At 42.2% G+C, this 17,567-nt stretch carries 15 protein-coding genes; 4 read left to right on the top strand and 11 right to left on the bottom strand.

Annotation, left to right across the window (positions count from 1 at the left end; genetic code table 11):
- Window positions 1–2: 2 nt before the first annotated feature.
- The 5 genes from NST83_RS08040 to NST83_RS08020 all read right to left on the bottom strand — a co-directional run bounded on the left by NST83_RS08040 (window position 3) and on the right by NST83_RS08020 (window position 7,333).
- Complete coding sequence (locus NST83_RS08040) at window positions 3–1,895, bottom strand: ABC transporter ATP-binding protein (protein WP_342417241.1); 1,893 nt, start codon at window positions 1,893–1,895, stop codon at window positions 3–5.
- Complete coding sequence (locus NST83_RS08035; protein ID WP_342417240.1) at window positions 1,882–5,142, bottom strand: lantibiotic dehydratase; 3,261 nt, start codon at window positions 5,140–5,142, stop codon at window positions 1,882–1,884. Before NST83_RS08035 ends, NST83_RS08040 begins: the two co-directional genes overlap by 14 nt.
- Window positions 5,117–5,794, bottom strand: a complete 678-nt coding sequence (locus NST83_RS08030; RefSeq protein WP_342417239.1) for a winged helix-turn-helix domain-containing protein — start codon at window positions 5,792–5,794, stop codon at window positions 5,117–5,119. Before NST83_RS08030 ends, NST83_RS08035 begins: the two co-directional genes overlap by 26 nt.
- Before the next feature lie 50 nt (window positions 5,795–5,844).
- Window positions 5,845–7,107 (bottom strand): lanthionine synthetase C family protein, encoded by a 1,263-nt coding sequence (locus NST83_RS08025; protein ID WP_137062364.1) that lies wholly within the window; start codon window positions 7,105–7,107, stop codon window positions 5,845–5,847.
- A 73-nt stretch (window positions 7,108–7,180) separates the two neighbouring features.
- The gene (locus tag NST83_RS08020) at window positions 7,181–7,333 is read right to left on the bottom strand and encodes an FDLD family class I lanthipeptide (protein ID WP_137062363.1); all 153 of its coding nucleotides are present in this window, start codon (window positions 7,331–7,333) and stop codon (window positions 7,181–7,183) included.
- A 196-nt stretch (window positions 7,334–7,529) separates the two neighbouring features.
- Here NST83_RS08020 and NST83_RS08015 point away from each other — a divergent pair, with 196 nt between their 5' ends.
- Entirely contained in the window at window positions 7,530–8,891 is a 1,362-nt protein-coding gene (locus tag NST83_RS08015) for a lanthionine synthetase C family protein (protein WP_342417238.1), read from the top strand.
- Here the strand turns inward: NST83_RS08015 and NST83_RS08010 are convergent, their stop codons facing one another.
- From NST83_RS08010 to NST83_RS07990, 5 genes are all read right to left on the bottom strand, one after another.
- The gene (locus NST83_RS08010; RefSeq protein WP_342417237.1) at window positions 8,892–9,626 is read right to left on the bottom strand and encodes an ABC transporter permease; all 735 of its coding nucleotides are present in this window, start codon (window positions 9,624–9,626) and stop codon (window positions 8,892–8,894) included. It abuts the gene before it with no gap.
- Between the two features lie 14 nt (window positions 9,627–9,640).
- Window positions 9,641–10,348, bottom strand: a complete 708-nt coding sequence (locus NST83_RS08005; RefSeq protein ID WP_342417236.1) for an ABC transporter permease — start codon at window positions 10,346–10,348, stop codon at window positions 9,641–9,643.
- Entirely contained in the window at window positions 10,345–11,268 is a 924-nt protein-coding gene (locus NST83_RS08000; RefSeq protein WP_137062359.1) for an ABC transporter ATP-binding protein, read from the bottom strand. The genes NST83_RS08005 and NST83_RS08000 overlap by 4 nt, the downstream gene beginning before the upstream one ends.
- Window positions 11,269–11,409: 141 nt before the next feature.
- Window positions 11,410–12,492 (bottom strand): HAMP domain-containing sensor histidine kinase, encoded by a 1,083-nt coding sequence (locus NST83_RS07995; RefSeq protein WP_342417235.1) that lies wholly within the window; start codon window positions 12,490–12,492, stop codon window positions 11,410–11,412.
- Window positions 12,489–13,208 carry a response regulator transcription factor gene (locus NST83_RS07990; protein ID WP_342417234.1) on the bottom strand — a complete coding sequence of 240 codons (720 nt, stop codon included), beginning with the start codon at window positions 13,206–13,208 and terminating at the stop codon, window positions 12,489–12,491. Before NST83_RS07990 ends, NST83_RS07995 begins: the two co-directional genes overlap by 4 nt.
- 164 nt (window positions 13,209–13,372) lie before the next feature.
- Between NST83_RS07990 and yhbH the strand changes: the two genes are divergently transcribed.
- From yhbH to NST83_RS07975, 3 genes are all read left to right on the top strand, one after another.
- Window positions 13,373–14,539, top strand: a complete 1,167-nt coding sequence (gene yhbH / locus NST83_RS07985; RefSeq protein ID WP_137062356.1) for a sporulation protein YhbH — start codon at window positions 13,373–13,375, stop codon at window positions 14,537–14,539.
- Window positions 14,536–15,981, top strand: a complete 1,446-nt coding sequence (locus NST83_RS07980; RefSeq protein ID WP_342417233.1) for a SpoVR family protein — start codon at window positions 14,536–14,538, stop codon at window positions 15,979–15,981. Before yhbH ends, NST83_RS07980 begins: the two co-directional genes overlap by 4 nt.
- 514 nt (window positions 15,982–16,495) lie before the next feature.
- The gene (locus tag NST83_RS07975) at window positions 16,496–16,762 is read left to right on the top strand and encodes a hypothetical protein (protein ID WP_342417232.1); all 267 of its coding nucleotides are present in this window, start codon (window positions 16,496–16,498) and stop codon (window positions 16,760–16,762) included.
- 35 nt (window positions 16,763–16,797) lie between these two features.
- Here the strand turns inward: NST83_RS07975 and NST83_RS07970 are convergent, their stop codons facing one another.
- Window positions 16,798–17,484, bottom strand: a complete 687-nt coding sequence (locus NST83_RS07970) for a response regulator transcription factor (protein ID WP_342417231.1) — start codon at window positions 17,482–17,484, stop codon at window positions 16,798–16,800.
- Between the last annotated feature and the right edge of the window lie 83 nt (window positions 17,485–17,567).

The following is a 17,567-nucleotide window of genomic DNA, read 5'->3' as shown; positions in this document are numbered from 1 at the left end:
TATTATCCACCTGACGTCCTTACTAAAGAGGGCGACGTATTTTCCTCCTGAAAGTCACATTCTCGTTGTGGAAGATACGACGAGGCTTGTAGCCGAAACATTTCAGCATATACCCCGTTCATATCCAGTAAGTATTCATGGCTCCCTGCCTCAATGATTTTGCCCTCCTCCATTAAAATGATGGTATCCGCCATGCGTGCAGAGGACAATCTGTGAGAGATAAACACTCCTAATTTCTCATTTACAAGCTGATCAAACTTTTGAAAAACCTCTTTCTCTGCGTGTGGGTCCAAAAACGAGCTTGGTTCATCCAAGACATATACATCGGCGTTCCTCATGAAAGCTCTTGCTATTGCAATACGCTGCCACTGTCCTCCAGATAGCTGTTGTCCGTCTTCAAACCATTTTCCAAGCAAGGTATCAATTTTATCGGGCAGACTGACTACCAAATCTGTAATTCCAGCTTTGTCTATAGCTGTCCAAATGTCCTCATCCATTTCTCTAGAAGACACATTTCCAAAACCTATATTATCTCTAACAGCCATCTCATAATGTACAAAATCCTGAAAAACAACTCCTATCTTTTCTCTGAAGCTATCTTTATCCATTTCATGTATAGAGTGCCCATTAATTAAAATTTCCCCTTCAAATTCTGAGTACAAATGAGTCAACAGCTTAACGATGGTTGATTTACCCGAACCATTTCTTCCTACAATGGCTAGCTTCTCTCCTTGAGAAAGAGTGAAGCTAACATTTGAAATTGCATTTACCTCAGTATTTGGATACCTAAACGAAACATTGCGAAATTCAATACTTTGAATGGCGGACAAACTCTGATTTATTGTTTGTGTCTCCGCTTCCTCAGGCATATCTAAAAAGTCGAATAGCTGCTTAATGTATAAATTGTTTTGGCACAAGCTTAAAATTCCCTGTACGATGCTCTGGGATGTTGACTGTGTTAACGTTATAGCCTGAATTAAGCTTACCAAGTTCCCTACTAAAATTTGGCCTACAAAAGTAGCTTGTACTGCCATGAAAATAATAAATCCACCTGCCCCCTGGTTTACAATTTGAAATACAAGAGAAGTATATGACCTACGAACTGCTAGAACTTTATCCTCACGGTAAAATCCTTCAAGTATAGTCTTATATCTTTTTCGCAAATAGTCTCCCAATTGAAAAATTTTTACTTCTTTAAAACTGTTATCTCTGGTAACTAAAAAAGACAAGTACCAGGATTCGCGTTGCCTTCCTGCCCTTTGAAAATGAACATTAAATTCTCTTTGTCCGATGCGTAAGAAAGAATAGAATGATAAACAGGGAATAAGAAAAATAAATAAGAACGCCCACCATTTCCACGCTATAAGAATAGCGCCCACTGAAAATAAGGTTACAACACTACTAATAATGGCCAGGATTTGAGTAAAAATTTCAAAAGGCCTGTAATCTGCCTCTCCCTGAGCCCGTTGAAGCATATTTTGGACATCTGCATCCTCAAACGACTGCAAAGACATCTTCTGTGCTTTTTCAATAAGTCTGATATTAACTTGGTTTGATAGTTGACTTTGAAACATTTTTCGAAAAAAACTTTCTCCTATGCTTATCAAATCATACACAATGTTGATGCCTATTAAGACGCCAAAAGCAATAAAAACAGGTTGAAAGCTTCCTCCTGACACCCCTCCCACCACACTGTTGATCAATTCTCTCGTAGCTAAAAGAATCACAGCAGGAATCGCACCTTTAAACAAATTAGTAATGAGTATAGCAATTAGAAAGGCGGGATGAGTATCCCATAGTAATCTGAATATACGAGGCCAAAATAAAAAAGTACGAAATATATTCTTATAAGACAATGACACCAAATCATTTTTTTGCCCATTAGACTGTGACATGGCCTACCCCTTTCCGGTGCAACAAGTTAGCTAGTGTGTGCTTTGCTAAAGCCATACATTTCATTTCCCGCTCCCTATTAACACCAAGCAGACGATTCAAGTGCATATGGATTACACTGCCCAAAATATCATTCGGATGATTAGTGAGCACATTATTATTTTTAGCAAGGGTTATTGCTTGAGCATACCGCTCAATGCTGGCTTGTCTTTTTTCTACAAGTTCCAAAAAAGCGGTCTGTGAGACCATATCTGCCTGCCGAATCCATTCATAGTTCGATTCTACAGAGGTGATCAATGTTTTTTTAATATCCCTGAATGCCTTCATATGCGGCTTGCTGTCAATTCTCTCTTCAAGCCAGTCGACTTGCTGTTGAATTGTTAAACCAAAGCCACTCAGATAATGAATAATATTAATAACCGCCGCAATCTCTACGTCCAAATTAAAAAATTTAGAACGAACTCCCCCCAAGTAGGAGACGACCCATTTACTGTCTATGTCAAAAACTTGTTCTGCCAGTTCCATAAGTGTCTGTCCCCCATATCTCTCTATTTCAGGAAGATATGTGTCCAAAATCATATTCGTTATAAGTCCTTCTTCACGCATTTGGACTGCCCACTGATTTAATTGCGCTAAACCAGTTGTCCACAGCTTATCAGGGTCTCCCTGGAATCGTAGACGGATATGATGTTCAGGATCAACATACCGTATAAAATAGGCTTTTTCACTCCAGTCCTCAAAATCGGGCTTGTATAATAGCTGACCCAAACTTAAACCAATAAGGTCCGTCTCTCTTTCCTTGACTCCGTACAATTTAAGGTATAACCAATCCCCTCCTGGAAATATCCCTCTATTCATGCTGACAGGAGTATGGGTAGTAGAATTTTGGAGTGCAATCTTATTATGTGAACTAGGGATACCAGGTTTCACCTTTATATTTTTTTTCTTTAATGGAAACACAAATTCCCCCATATATTTACCTGCTGCCCCATGTAATGGAGTGTGGGAAGGGTCACCCAGACATTCAGTAAGTAGAAGCGCCTGTCCATCACGTGTCTTGCTCAACTCACGAAGCAGTTCTTTCACATGAAAGAGATTGCACAAGTCTAGTAAAAGACGATTATCACCCATCGTTAAATAAACATAGCGCGGCACATTCCATTGTTGTCTCCATGTATGAAAAAGCTCTTCTCCTTTTTTTGGTTCACTTAGTTTTGAAATGTTCAATGTGGCCTTGCTCAGTTTCCATTGTGCAGCACTAATAATAACCTTTTTATACACTAGTCTTGGTAAAAAAGGTGATTGCTCTAATGGTCCCCAGTTAAAATAGGACCACATGCCAATTTCTTTATTGGTAACATCCGTTAGGAATCTGAATATATGTGGTGAAAGCTTATAATTAAGCATATGTGTTTGCAAGGGGATTATTTCTTTACCTAAAGATTTGGATTTGACATAGAAACGGTCAAGAGTTGCACCCACCAGCAAGTCATCAATGTGTAGTGTATGCTCCTTGTCTTTAGAAGAGGTAGTTCCAGATACAATCTCATATTCCATTAAATTTTTACTTAGTGATATATTTGATATTTTTCCCTGTTCAGGCATAAAAACCATCTCTGACAACAATGCTTCTGGATGGAAACATCGGTGATGATCATATACTTCAGAGAATTTTTGGACAAATTCCTCATTAAACATATCCAGAAAACGACCAAAAGTTTTACCCGCTCTATTGGAACCAGCACTTGCTCCAAGTAACAACGCATAATCGCCAGAATCAACCTTTTCAGGGGAATTAGCATAAATGCTATAATAGATCTCCATCGTTTCAGGAGAAGCTTCAAAATTATCAAAAACTGTAAGTTCCTCTACCTGCTCATCTGTCAGGATAAGCTCTATTTCATGGTTAGAAATTGCATTCGCAACCCATTGAAAAAGAATAGCGTTGCGTTTAAACGCCCCTACATCCTCCATTGAACTTTTCTCTATATTTGTACGGTACATCTCCGGTATTCCGAGTCCCCAATCCTCATCAAACAATTCATTAATTGGGACCTCCTGATACACACCGTATTTCTCCAAAAAACGATTCAAGTATTCTGCCAATTCATAAGTTTGGGGAGGTGCATACAATCTACACATGATCTCAGCACCTATTGCAGCATCATCCAACACATGTCGCGGCAGAGTGACCTCTTTTTCCAGTTTGACATCAACTTGTACAGGTGTCTTCACAGAAATTATATTCAGCATTTTGCTACTTAACTTCCGATAGACATCTGCTCCTTCCCCAATAGTGCATTGATTATATCGAAGTAATAAAGTATCGATTTCATGTAAATTATGAATCCATTGATCGGTAACATCCAACTTTTTAATTTTTTCCATTATGTAATGAAAGGACGAATGATCCATTAACGGAGGTCTAAGCTCACTCAAAATAAATTCTTGCTCTACAAGTTGCCGCAAATAATTAACGATGATTTCCATAGTAGCGTCAGGAAATGCTTTCAATAGTATTTCTTTTAGTTCCATTACCTGAATTGGAAACTCTGTAGCTTCGAACGTCAGGCGAACGACATCAGAGAGATGAATGGAGCTAAAAATTTCTGTAGAATCATCAGCTTCTGCTGCTCCATGCTTAGGTCTAAAAGGTAATTTGGCTCGGTTTCCTTTGATCATAACCGTTTTGTTTAAGGAGACTTTTAATTGATTAAATATAGCTGGATCAGCTTCGATTTTTTGAATAAGTTTATATATCCATTCCATATCAGGTCTAGCTCTCTTAAGATGCTTATTATAGGTACCGATATCCAAGTGGGTAGACTTGCCGCAGATCCCCTGCCCTACTCCCGAGAACAAACCAAAAGGGGTCGTTCGGGTAGTCATCCTAATAAAATAACGATAAAAGCTGTTCAACGTCTTCTCATACTTTTGTAACTCTCCTTTATCATCCAATGCATTGTCATCGTTCAAGTAGTGTAGAAACTGCATAAGGGACGGAGAGGCTAATGATATAGCTTCTTGAATAACAGCTTCCTGGGAAACCAGCTTTAGTTTACGAGTTATTTCCTCCAAAGTAAGCTCGCTGTCCAAATCTTGGCCCGAAAATACCTGAAAATATTGATCTATCGGTAGTAATGGGGCTCTGAATAGAAAGAAATCACATGCACTGAACCACCTTTCATCCTTAACTCTTTCTTCTTTATGTAGTTTATGAGTATCAGTGTAATGCAGTTGGCTCTTCACAACTGACCACCTCCAAATTTTCAGGAAATATATTCAACTTGTAACCGATTCCATGACATGTTACTAAAATTTTCGGATGACTTGGATCATCTTCTATTTTCTCTCTCAATTTTCGAATATGCACATACACCGTATTAGATGTAGTAAAAGCATCAACCCCCCATACTCTGTCTATAATGTGATCAATCGTCAATGCACGCTCTCTCGCTGTAAGGAGATACATTAATAATCGAAATTCCATCATAGTCAGCATGTGCTCATGCCCTTGCTTCCAAATAACCTTTCCAGCAGGATCAAAAATGACATTGGGTGATAAACTAATTACCTCCTGGTCTCTCTCCATTCCATATTCAGATGAAGCCATGGAAAACAATTGGTTGAGGAGATCCAATTGCCGTTTGTCATCACAATGATAGGACAGGAAGATAAATGGGACCGTAAATTTTTCTTTAACGGTGTGCCAGTAAGACAAATCCTCTAGCGTTACATGATCCTGATTCAAAGCTACACCGATGCACTGCTCATCAATCTCCGGTAGAGCCTGGTAAAGCGAATCATAAAACATGATTTGAACGTTTTCTGGAGTTCTTAAAGTCTCAAAAAAATGCTTAATTTTCTTAAAGGATGATATAACCATAAATTTATGTTTCATCTAATCCCCCCAAAACCAATGCTTCAGATAAAGCAGTTAAGACCGAGCCGCTACGAAATTAGAAACAATTCACTCCATCTCCCTGAATATTTAGGTTGTTCCTTCCCTATTCCATAGTCCAACAAGCTTAATGCAATCCCTGTTGCCCCTTGCAATATTCCTATATTATGAACATGAGTTGTCCCCTCCAAATCCTGGTATCCAAACGGAAGCTCTTCATCGTATAAATTCACTAACTTTAATGCTATCTGATCGGCAAAGTGTAACGCTGCTATATTACCGGTTAAGTAATAGAATCTATGAGCCATATGAAGCAAACCCGCCAATCCGTGACAGAAAGTGGGGGATAACGCATTTAATAGCTCATCATCTAAGCAAAATATGGATTCCACAGCTTTTTCCGCTATCTTTTTCCATTCTTCATTACTACACTCATTTCCTGCTCTGAATAGAGTCCAGGCTATTCCAAAGGTTCCATGGCACCAGCCTTCAATTTCTCTCATTCCTTCTTTGTTCTCTATCTTGTTTATTGAAGCCACTTGAGAGTTTACAGGCCAATACAAACCATATTGATCCTCCTGAATTTGAATAAGCAAAAAATCGGCTATATGTTTTATAGCCTCATGTATTCCTTCAACTTCGATCTTTTTTTGTAGGGCAGTGACAAGCAGTGCAAGTATTCCGGTAATACCATGCGCCAAACCTAGATGGATTGAAGCCGAACCTACTCTTGACGTCAAATGAATATATTCAGGTATGAAGCACGTAATGGTATCCAATAATTGACGAGACAGATCACGCATCGCCTTGTCTTCAGGAATCTCCAATGTGTATCTGCCAACTCCGAGCAGTCCATTGATGAAATCCATCTGCTTGCTGAACTCTTTTGTTGAGCTTATCAGAGGGAATTTTCCCCATTCAACTTCAATATGTTTATTCAGTTGAGACGTTAGTTGGTTATAGTTATCTCTGTTATTGGAAGCTAACAGTATGCCATAAGCCACTCCTGTTGTTCCGTAATAAAGAGAAGTATGAGGCAGCAATAATAAAGAGTTAGAGTGTAAGTACAGCAATTGAGCATGCACATGCTCTGCCCAATATTGATCTGGCTCCAGATAACCCCATTCGGCCAACAACACTAATACACCTGGAACTCCATCGGCAAGCGAGCCCGGATTCCAAGGGGCCACTCCACGTGAAGGTGAGAGATTGTTTTTATGAATAACTATCTTTTCTGTATATGATAGGTCTGTTAGTTTTTGTGCTATATACTTACTGATTTCAACTGATCTCCCCTGCAAATCTTTGACCATAAATCCTCCCCATATTCATATGGGAAAAGACACGGTAATAGAAACCGTGCCTTTTTTCCATATTTTCTCGTTATCAACACGTTTTGCAGAAGGTAAGACTAACTTGACAATTCAAAGTACCTGTTGCACATGAAGGAGTACAGATGAGACCACTGGCTGGTTGGACCTCTTTAGGAGCAACCTCATTTTTAGCTACTTGCAAGTCCAGATCAAATTGATTTTTCATTTTGTTACCTCCTTTTATTTTTTACAATTTCATTATAAGTTATATAATCTTAACTAGACTTTATAAAATTCTTACATTTGTCTTAATTTCAACGAGTACATTTAAGATAAACCTTCGTTACTTTTTAGTATTTTTAAGGACAACTCAGCAGCTTTTAGCGACAATATAATGAGAAAAAAATAAAGGGGACATTCATATGACAATGGATAGTTTTGTTATGCAACAATCCGATCAAGCTCGTGCAAGAGATATCAGTAAAAAGATTGCCTTCCGTCTATGCGATCCCGAATCCGTCTATACGGCAGTCCATGCAGAACACAATGTTTCGCCGGAAACAAAGTACCACCCTTGGGGAGGAACTTCACTTTCCCATGGTTATCCTGGTAATATTCATTTACTATCCCAATGGCGTGCTACAGACTCTTCGTATGATTGGAATGGGGCTATACACTTGAACATGGCTCAAATCCAAGCTTCACTTGCTAAAAATGGTCTTAACGATGTCTCGCTTTACAGTGGATGGGCAGGTATTGCTTCTTCCGTGAGTGAGGCTTCCAATCATGGCGAATACTACAGCAATTTCTTACATCAGATCCATCAATGGATGATTCCTCTAACGAAACAATGGCTTCAGTCGAATACAGAACAATTAGGTCTACACGAAGGGATGCCTATGCAAGCCTTTGACACCATTTCGGGAGCTTCAGGGATTGGAAGATATATTTTGAAGAGTTCAACCGACCCCATCTGTACTCCTCTTGTTGAGCCTATTCTTCAATTTCTCACTCATCTTACACATCCCATACATATTCACAGTCGTTATGTCCCAGGGTGGTACTCTCCGCAAAAGTTTCAATTTTTAGGCCGGGATAAACGTAACTATCCTCTGGGTAATTTCAATTGTGGAATGGCACATGGTATTCCTGGTCCGTTGGCTTTATTATCCGTTGCATACAGTGCTGGAATTGAAGTAACAGGTCAATATCAAGCGATTGAAACCATTACGGAATGGTTGCTTAAGTATAAACATGAGGATACATACGGCTTCTACTGGCCTCATATTGTTCCATTTGAAGCTGAAACAGGGTCACTAGAGTTTGATTTCCAACGAGCAAGAGAAGCATGGTGTTACGGTACACCCGGCATCGCCTGTTCCCTATTTCTTGCCGGAAAGGCTCTCCATAATGATGATCTACAAAAATGGGCTGTAAAAGCTTGTATCAGTGCAATCTCCTATGAGATGGCTGAACGGGAAATGGACTCCTCTGCACTCTGTCACGGTCTTGCCGGTCTACTCATGATATCTTGGCGAATGTGGTGTCACAGTAAGGAGCCTGCGCTTATCCCACTTGTCCAACAATTATCGAGCCGTCTACTTGATCGCTTTCAAGCGGATAGCCCACTTGGATTTCTTGATCCCGAGCCAAAGGCGGACGGCTCTCAGATCTGGCTGTCAAAAGCGGGCATGCTTGAAGGCGTTGCTGGAATTGCTGCTACTTTATTAGGGGTTTCTGAGAACAAGGAGCTAGCTTGGGATTACATCCTAATGCTATCCTAACTACAACCAGTCCCTATTCACAAACATCTTTCTTCCACCATACAGATAAGCTAGAAACGTAAAAATCACAATCAATCCAAGGCTATAAGGCTCAACTCTGGGTGCATAAGTCGCTGTTTGAGGCATCATGATATAATAAGGAATCGTAAAAGGAAACCACGCACCTATAGTAGAATGAAAGCCTGTTATGACAATATTAGGAACCACACAGCAAATGGACATTCCCAGAGAAGCTCCAAAATTCCGGATTTTTATCGAGAGCATAAGCTGTAGTGCTGCTAGAGGGAAAATCCCGAGCCACCCTCCCAAACCGGTAGAAAGGACGACAGACCAAGGGATTTCTCCTGGAGCACCTGCTATATTTCCACTTACAAAATAGCCTACTATGAATATAAGCTGATCAAGCCCCAGTATGAGAATGAGCAATATATATTTTGCATAATAGATTTGTTGACGAGGATACGGACTGCTCAATAAAATCTTCCATCCCCCATCTCGATGTTCGTATGCACACAAAAGAGAAGCGATAATTCCACAATAGAGCGGATAAAAAAACATAGAGTGAAATTGCGCTGAATAGGTGTATAAAGTTAACCAGCTAGGCGAAAAAAACTGCTTCAAATCGTTCAGTTCCAAGACTCCCATTAAAGAATTTATGACCGCATCCAATATAATGAGAATCCATACCATGATCCATTGAAGCTTTATCGTTTCCACGCGTAAAATAGAGCCCATGTAGCTTCTCCTCTCTATTTGAATTCATGCTTGGTAAACTGTAATGTACCAAGTCCCGTAAAGATGATCCCTGCACTTAAAGCAACGATCACCCAAATCATGTGTTCCTTAATCAGAGGGCTTGATAGTGCAGGGTATGACCAAGGCAATATTTTAATCCATAGAATACTTGTGCGTGCCAAAAACAAGCTTGCAATAGAACCAAATATACCAAACGCTAATGGGAATGCTTGATTAGTGAAAAGCGTAGAAAGCCAAAGTTGAATTGCGAGTACTGGTAGAGTAGCCAAGCTTGCATTAATCGGCTGCAACAGCATAATCCGCCAAGGAATTGGCTCGTTTGTATACAGCATCCAGATAAGACTCATCCCTGCTATAGTGATCAAGGCGGTACCAAACTGTAGAATCACGATCCATACTATTTTGGATAAATAGATGTAGCTTCTGGGAACAGGCATGGCCATAAGCTGTTTCCATGTATGAGTATCATGCTCTGTACCCGCCATAATGCTCGCTAAAAGTGTACCGCCAAGCAGCATCACAAACGAGAGAAACATAAACATAACAGCAAAACCAGCATAGACTCCTCCTGGCCCTTGCCGAAAGTAAAGATACCATTCCACGGCAGTCATACCTGTGAGTACACAGCCTTGTACAAGAGGAAGCCACCAGCATATTTTCTTTAGCTTGAACCCCTCTGCCTTCACTACCCGGAGTATCATAAGCTTCGCTCCTTACCAGTCAGTTCAAGGAAAATCTCCTCCAATGTTTTTTTCTTTTCTGTTACCCGATAAATGGGATGATTGTGTTCCACAAGCACCTTAATCATCTCCGAAGATTGTTGCCGATCCACAATAGGAGTTACGACTTCTTTGGGCTCCATGGATTCAGCTCCAGCCGTCCATCCATGCTGAATCAGTGCTCCTGCAGCCAGAACAGGATCTTGGGTTTCGATGAATAATTGAGGCTTACTTTTGGCTGTGAGTTCCTTCATCGTTCCCTGGAAAATCATTTCACCCTGATTAATAATTCCTACATAGGTTGCAATCTGCTCAATCTCACTTAATAAATGGCTCGAAACCAGTACCGTCATTCCGTAAGCGCCAGGCAAGTTCATAATTAACTCCCGAATTTCCTGGATACCTGACGGGTCCAAACCATTCGTCGGTTCATCAAGAATCAACAATTTGGGATTAGAAATAAGTGCCATGGCAATCCCCAGTCTTTGTCGCATCCCCAAGGAATATCCTTTTACCGGACGATACGCATCCTTGCTTAATCTCACCAAATCCAGCACTTCATGAATTCTTCGTGTCGGCAGTCCACGCATCGTTGTAACGATTTCCAAATTTCTATATGCGGATAAATGAGCATAATAGGCAGGTGATTCAACTAAGGAACCAACATCCTTCAAAATTTCCATACGCTGATCCTTTAGCTTTTTCCCGAAAATCTCAATTTCTCCAGCTGTGGATTTAATCAGCCCGAGCAGCATACGAATCGTGGTTGTTTTACCTGCCCCATTAGGTCCTAAAAATCCATAAATTTGCTCTCCGGGTACCTGGAGATTTAATCGTTTTACAAATTCCCGTTTTCCAAAACGCCTAGTTAGCTGCTGTGTATGTATTACATATTCAGACATTTCCTATCTCCTCTCGACTTTTAATGCTGAAGTTTTAGTTACATATAGTTTACTGAAGTAAAGTTAACATCAAGTAAACAGTTCATAAACAGCAGGCAAAAAACAAGCAAGCTTCAAAATGTGAGATCAGATGTTGAAAAGTTAGATGTTTAGCGGCAATGAAATCTCCATCCTTGTACCCGTTTTACTTCCTGGAAGGATATGAAGCGTTCCGTTATGCGCTTCAATAAAGCTTTTGGCAATAGGTATTCCATGACCTTTAGAGTGAGACGCCCGCATGAACTCATTTGGAATTATTCCTATGCCGTCATCTTCGATAAAAATATGAAGCTTATCGTTCGCTTTGTTCACTTCCATTGAAACATGTGTACCTGGTGGGTTATGGATGATCGCATTAATTAAAAAATTTTGTAGCGCTCTACCTAATAATTTGCTATCGAAGAGCATAATACATGTTGCTTCCATTGACGTAAAAGAAAATTCGTATTGCTCGGCTGAAGGATGGTTAGCGATATCTATGACTGCATTGCGCAGAAACTCTACAATGTCTTCCTCCTTCAATTGAATCGGCAGAGAGCTCTCCTTGAACTGCATAGAAGCATTTAGATCCTGAATCAACTGCTTCATCTCCGTCACTTTTTCACTGATGCATATGCTAAAGCTTCTTCTCTCTTCATCAGACCAATCATACTCTTGGGCAGTTAGCATGGCTGCATATCCTTCGATATAGGTTAACGGTGTTTTCAGATCATGGCTTACGCCTGCTACCCACTGCTGTTTTCGCTTTTCTATTTCCACTCTCTCCTCCTCATTACGGCGCAATTGAGCAGATAATATGTTCATTTGTTCAAAAAGCTCTCTATACAATTGATACGGGAGCTTATAACTATTTTCCCGATTTTTTTTACGCTCTCGCAGTTCCAACTCACTTAGAGGCGCTTGGAATTCCCCCGTTGATATATTTCCAATCCATTTCATCATGTAAATTAGTGGCTTACCAATATACCATCCATAGGCAGCTATGAATACAGTACTTTGCACGATACCAAGTCCAGTCCAAAATAGATTAATATTTATATTTTGAGATGCACCATGAGATGCAGCAAATGTACTTTTTATAAAAATATATATGATCGTGCAGATAACAAAACAAAGAACATAGGCCAGTACAAAGCATAACGTTACTTTCATAAAACGAAAGGACATTTTAACCAGAGGGTTCATTCTTGCTCCTCCCTCTTGACTGACATCATTTTATAACCAAGTCCTCTTACATTAATTAAAAATTGCGGTTGCTTAGGTTCAGGCTCTATTTTTTTTCGTAAACGGGAGATATGAATCACTACAGTCTTCTCATCACCCAAGAAGGCCTCGCTCCATATCGCCTCGTATAGCTGCCGTACACTGAAAATACGGTTTGGGTGCTTACATAAAAATACCAGCAGTAGCCATTCACGTGCCGGACAATCGACCTGCTTGTCCTCCACATACAACACACCGGAATCCAACTCCAGACGAAAATATCCAAAATCTAAAGTGCGTAAGGACGGTTTCATGGCCACAGTCGGAACTTTCCGATATCTCATTCGAGCTTTCATACGCGCAACGACTTCCAGAGGGTTAAACGGTTTGGTAATATAATCGTCCCCCCCGATACCAAATCCCATTAATTTGTCCAGGTCTGTATCTCTTGCCGTCAAAAAAAGAATAGGAGCTTCCGTATATAGACGCAAATGACGACACACCTCAAACCCATCGCTATCAGGGAGCATAACATCAAGCACAATCACATCAATCTGAGATTCCATCACGACTTGCAGCGCTTCCTGACCCGTTGCTGCATGCTTAACATGAAGGAATCCTTCTTTTTTTAACACCATTGTCAGCATATCCCGCAGCCCCTGTTCATCGTCTACTATAAGTACTGCAATTTCTTCCATAACTCAAGGTTCTCCATTCTTTTTTTACATTTTTTACTTTCATTATAAAAGCAAACGGGCAGAATTTAAATCGAGTTCCATCACATATCGTACATCCCCGTGAATATACTTAATAACCAACAAGGCCAAACTGTGCCGTGTATCCACTTGGGGGGTGCCTAACAATGCCGGAACCACGTCAGCCATATTCATTCGTCGTATCCCGCGAAGATTGGTCGCTGCATCGCAAAGGGTACCAAGACCAGCAGCGTCATCAGCAGAAGGTCAAAGATGTGATTAAGCAAAATCTGCCTGATCTGATTACGGAAGAAAATATTATCATGTCAGACGGTAAGCAGATTATTAAAGTGCCGATTCGCAGTCTGGACGAATATCGCTTCATTTATAATTATCAGAAGCAAAAGCATGTAGGGCAAGGGGATGGCGACAGTCAGGTGGGCGATGTCATCGGACGCGATCCTGCTTCCCAGAAGCCCGGTAAAGGCGAGAAGGCCGGAGACCAGCCTGGACACGATATCATGGAGACGGAAGTCAGCATGGAAGAACTGGAAGATATGCTGTTCGAGGATATGGAATTACCGCATTTGCAGCAGAAAGACAAGGAACAGATTGAGGTTGAGTCTATCGTATTCAATGATATACGCAAAAAAGGCATGCAGGCCAACATTGACAAGAAGCGAACCATTCTCGAAAATCTGCGTCGCAACGCTCGTCAGGGGAAGCCGGGCATTCATCATATCAGTCCTGACGATCTCCGTTATAAAACATGGGAGGAAAAAACCATCCCTCAATCCAACGCTGTGATCATTGCGATGATGGATACTTCCGGCTCGATGGGATCTTTTGAAAAATATTGCGCCCGCAGCTTCTTTTTCTGGATGACCCGCTTTTTGCGCCGTCAATATGAAAAGGTGGAGATTGTCTTTCTGGCGCATCATACCGAAGCCAAAGAGGTTACAGAGGAGGAATTTTTCACTCGTGGAGAAAGTGGCGGCACGATCTGCTCTTCGGCCTATCTCAAGGCATTGGAGATTATCGACAAGCGCTATCCTCCTTCCAGCTATAATATTTATCCCTTCCATTTCTCTGACGGCGACAATCTGACCTCGGACAACGAGCGGTGCGTGAAGTTAATCGAGGAGCTTATGAAGCGCAGCAACATGTTCGGCTATGGAGAAGTGAATCAATATAACCGCAGCAGCACACTGATGTCGGCCTATAAGAACATCAAGATGGATCAATTCATGTATTACGTCATCAAGGAAAAGGGCGAGGTATACGAAGCCTTACGCACCTTTTTTCGCAAACGGGAAGGGGGGAGCGCTGGATGAGCAGTGACCATCGGGAGCTGGAATACGCCATTGCTGAAATTATGGAAGTTGCCAGCGGATTCGGGCTGGACTACTATCCGATGCGGTATGAAATTTGCCCGGCCGATATTGTCTACACGTTTGGAGCCTACGGGATGCCCACTCGGTTTAGCCACTGGAGCTTTGGAAAAACATTTCATAAAATGAAGATGCAGTATGATTTTGGCCTGAGCAAAATCTATGAGCTGGTTATCAACTCCAATCCCTGCTACGCCTTCCTGCTGGAGGGAAATTCTTTGGTTCAGAATAAACTGATTGTCGCCCATGTGCTGGCGCACTGTGATTTTTTCAAGCACAATGCCCGCTTTTCGGCCTCCAACCGCAATATGGTGGAGAGTATGTCCGCTACGGCAGACCGGATCAGCGGTTATGAAATGGAATACGGTTCGAAGGCCGTCGAATCCTTCATTGATTCGGTACTGGCTATACAGGAGCATATTGATCCGCAGTTGATCAAACCACAACATCTGGATAAACAGCGATATATGGAGCTTAAAGTCCGTGAACAAAAGGAACCGGGAAAACGGCAGCGCCCAGACGGTCCTTACGATGATCTGTGGTCACTGGACACGGTGAAGCTACAGCCGGATTCGACGGAAAGCGAAGGCATACAGATACGACAGTTCCCGCCTGAACCGGAGAAGGATGTCGTCTGGTTTATTCAGGAATTTTCGGAAGTTCTAGAGGACTGGCAGCGGGATATCATGACGATGCTGCGGGACGAAATGCTGTATTTCTGGCCCCAGATGGAGACCAAAATTATGAATGAAGGCTGGGCCTCCTATTGGCATCAGCGGATTGTCAGGGAATTGGATTTGACCGGGGATGAAACCGTTGAATTTGCACTGCTGAACGCTTCTGTCGTACAGCCTTCCAAGCAAAGCCTGAATCCGTATTATTTGGGGCTTAAAATATTTGAGGATATTGAAAAGCGATGGGATAACCCAACCCGTGAAGAGCAGGATCGACAAGGACGCAAACCAGGCGAAGGACGCGCTAAAATGTTCGAGGTACGGGAATTTGACTCAGACACCTCTTTTATACGCAATTACATGACCAAGAAACTGACAGAGGATTTGGATCTATACGTGTTTGAGAAACGAGGGCCGGATTGGAAAATCACAGATAAATCGTGGGAGAACATACGGGACCAGCTCGTATTCTCGCGTGTGAATGGCGGCTCCCCTTATATCGTCGTTGAGGATGGAGATTATCTGCACACTGGCGAGTTGAAGCTCAAGCATCAGTTTGAAGGGATTGAGCTGGATTTAAAATATATGGAGCGTACGCTTCCGTATGTGTATCAGTTATGGGGGCGGACCGTTCATTTGGAAACGATGATTGAAGGCAAGCTGGCCTTATTCTCATACGATGGCAAGAAGCATCATCGCAAGTTTGTATAGTTGTATAGAAACAAACGACCAGTATATAGCGAAAGTAAAGGCGTATCCGAAAAAACGGAATGCGTCTTTTTACACTTCTTAATTAGAATCCAAAATGCCCACTCCTTTGGAACCCACTTGACCCACTCTATTGGGACCACATATTGGTCGGCTACACTTAGTTGGACAATAAAAATGCTCGTCAAATCCCATTAATTCGGATTCACGTCGTCGATTGTAAGCGATGATCGCATGAGCTTTGCTTGGCGAATTTGCTCGTAGATCGGCTCATAATCATACCCAGCATCCAGAGTTGCATATTTGAAGGCGTAATCGGGTTGTTGTGCTTTTATCCCTTTTCATATAAATATTGCCTCTCGTGTCGAATATATGACATAGCAAGTCTATCCTCTCATCTCTGTGTTTTGTGTGGTGCTTAACACTTTCGAGATTTGGGGAGGTACTCCTTTTTCTATTGATTAATTTCATATAGCCTCTTTCCAATTTCAGGGTACCTGTTTCAATTGAGCAGGAGGTGACCGCCATCTACGGGCTGGCTGGACGTAATTTTGCCAAATTTGTACCGGGTATGAGCCGGATTTTTTCCAGATATAGCAGCAGGGTGCTGGAAGAGGATCGAGCCGTGGTGGAAAGCCAGCATCCGCGTCCTATCCCTGAGGCGCTCCGTATGGAGGAGCACGTACCCGCAGACGGGCCTCAGGTTCGTTTTCGCAACCGCTGGTACGACTTTCTCGTTAACGATGAACCTCGTGTCCGCCTGGATCAAGAATCGACATGGTGAGTGGATGGGCCAAGCGCCAAGCAACCGCCGTTCGTTCACAGCATCTTTTCCGCCTTATAGCCAATTCCATATACCGTCTGCAATAACGACTGATAAGGCTCAAGCTTCTTGCGCAGGCGCTGGATGTGAATGTCCACCGTCCGTGTTCCACCTGCATAATCGAAACCCCATACCTGCTCCAGCAGCTCGTCCCGTGTGTACACCCGCCCGGCGTGTGACACCAGAAGTGCCAGCACATCAAACTCCTTGGGTGTCAGCTCCAGCACTGTTCCCTCCAGTTCAGCCGTCCTGCAGGACGGACGCACTCGCAACGGGCCAAGTATCGTTTCTGATCCCTCTTGCGCAGGTGCTCCTTCCCGTTCCAGTCTCCGTACCAGCGCCTTGATGCGGGCGAGCAGCTCTCGCAGATCAAAGGGCTTGCTCATAAAATCATCCGCTCCCAGTTCCAGCCCGAGCACCTTGTCCACGATATCGTTTTTGGCAGTCAGCAGCAGAATACCGATGCCCTTCCGACTTTCCAAACGACGGCACACCTCATATCCGCCCAGCTTGGGCATCATCACATCGAGCACCAGCACATCCGGGTGAAACAAACGGACTTTTTCCAATGCGTCCTCCCCGTCAACAGCGGTTTCTACTAAAAAACCTTCTCTTTGCAACGCATAGGCCAAGGCATTGCGAATGCCGGGCTCATCGTCCGCTATTAATATTTTTTTATCCATGTCTTTTCCTCCCTGCCACAAGACCGATCATAAGTCTGCCCAGCGTTGACGCACTCTCTGCTTAGTACCTTCGTCTCAACTTA

Origin of the sequence: Paenibacillus sp. FSL R10-2782, from assembly GCF_038592985.1 — a bacterium.
GTDB lineage: Bacteria > Bacillota > Bacilli > Paenibacillales > Paenibacillaceae > Paenibacillus > Paenibacillus terrae_C.
The sequence above is the reverse complement of the archived record's forward strand: the minus strand, read 5'-3'. Positions and strand labels throughout refer to the sequence as shown.